This is a genomic window from Corallococcus sp. CA054B (assembly GCF_003611625.1).
GTDB classification, from domain to species: domain Bacteria; phylum Myxococcota; class Myxococcia; order Myxococcales; family Myxococcaceae; genus Corallococcus; species Corallococcus coralloides.
The window spans coordinates 1-1306 of sequence record NZ_RAVY01000396.1 but is presented as its reverse complement, the minus strand read 5'-3'; the positions used below and the strand labels follow the sequence as shown (position 1 = coordinate 1306).

The following is a 1306-nucleotide window of genomic DNA, read 5'->3' as shown; positions in this document are numbered from 1 at the left end:
CCACAGGCCCCAGCGGCGGCCCGGCCCGCGTCGGGTCAGGTGCCCGCGGTGCCTCCGGCGAAGCCCGCGTCGGGACAGGTTCCTTCGGTGGCACCCGCGGCTCGGCCTGCGTCAGGTCAGGTTCCTTCGGTGGCGCCTACGGCAGGCGGCGTTCCGCCCGTGGCTCCGGCGGCGGCTCGGCCTGCGTCAGGTCAGGTTCCTTCGGTGGCGCCCACTGCGGGAGGCGTTCCGCCCGTGGCTCCGGCGACGGCTCAGCCCGCGTCGTCCAGCGGTGTGCCGTCCGTTCCCGCCGCAGGAGGAGCACCCACGACGGGGGCGCCTCCGCGTCCCACTCCCGCGGGCCTCGCGCCCATGGGGGCCGCTCCCCGTGGGCCTCCGCCGGGCATCGCCCCTGCGGGTGTCCCTGCCGCGACGCGGCCCACGGTGTCGGGGGTTCCGTCCGTCGGCGTCGCGTCCGCGCCGCCGGTGACGACCGCGCAGACACGGCCCACTGTGACCGCGATGCCCGCTGTCGGCGCGGTGACCCCGCCCCAGGCTCCCGCCACCGGCCGGCCGACCACCGCGACCCCTGCCGTGGGAGCGGTGACTCCGCCCCAGACGCCGACGGGGCCCGCCACGCCTCGCGCGACCGTGACCGCGATTCCAGCCGTGGGCGCTGTGACTCCGCCCCAGGCGCCGACGGGGCCCGCCACGCCTCGCGCGACCGTGACCGCGATTCCAGCCGTGGGCGCGGTGACTCCGCCCCAAGCTGCGGCAACTCCCGCCGGTGCTCGCCCTACCGTGACCGCGATGCCAGCCGTGGGCGCAGTGACTCCGCCCCAGGCTCCGGCAGCGCCGCCCCCTGCGCGTCCCACCGCCACGACGCCGGCCGTAGGCGCGGCGACTCCGCTCCAGGCTCCCGCCACTGCGCGTCCCACCGTCACGACGCCAGCCGTCGGCGCGGTGACTCCGCCCCAGGCTCCCGCCACTGCCCGGCCCACCGCCACGACGCCGACCGTGGGCGCGGTAACGCCGCCCCAGGCTGCCCGGCCCACCGCCTCGACGCCAGCCGTCGGCGCGGTAACGCCGCCCCAGGCTCCCGCCGCTGCCCGGCCGACCACCACGACGCCAGCCGTGGGCGCGGTGGCGCCTCCCGGGGCTCCCGCATCGGCGCCTCGCATCGCGCCGGTCGTTCCGCCCACCGCGAGCGCTTCACCCGCGATGCCTCCCGCCATGCCGCCGTCCGTGCCGAGCATCGCGTCCATGCCGACGCCGCCGCCCGTGGCTCGCGGTCCTTCGGCAGTGCCGACCATGCAGCCCCTGAGCC

Annotated in this window: 1 pseudogene; it reads right to left on the bottom strand. The window is 78.6% G+C overall.

The features are described 5' to 3' along the window. Window positions 1-251 precede the first annotated feature (251 nt). Window positions 252-1306 (bottom strand): annotated as a pseudogene (locus tag D7V80_RS42085) (hypothetical protein); the annotation flags it as partial.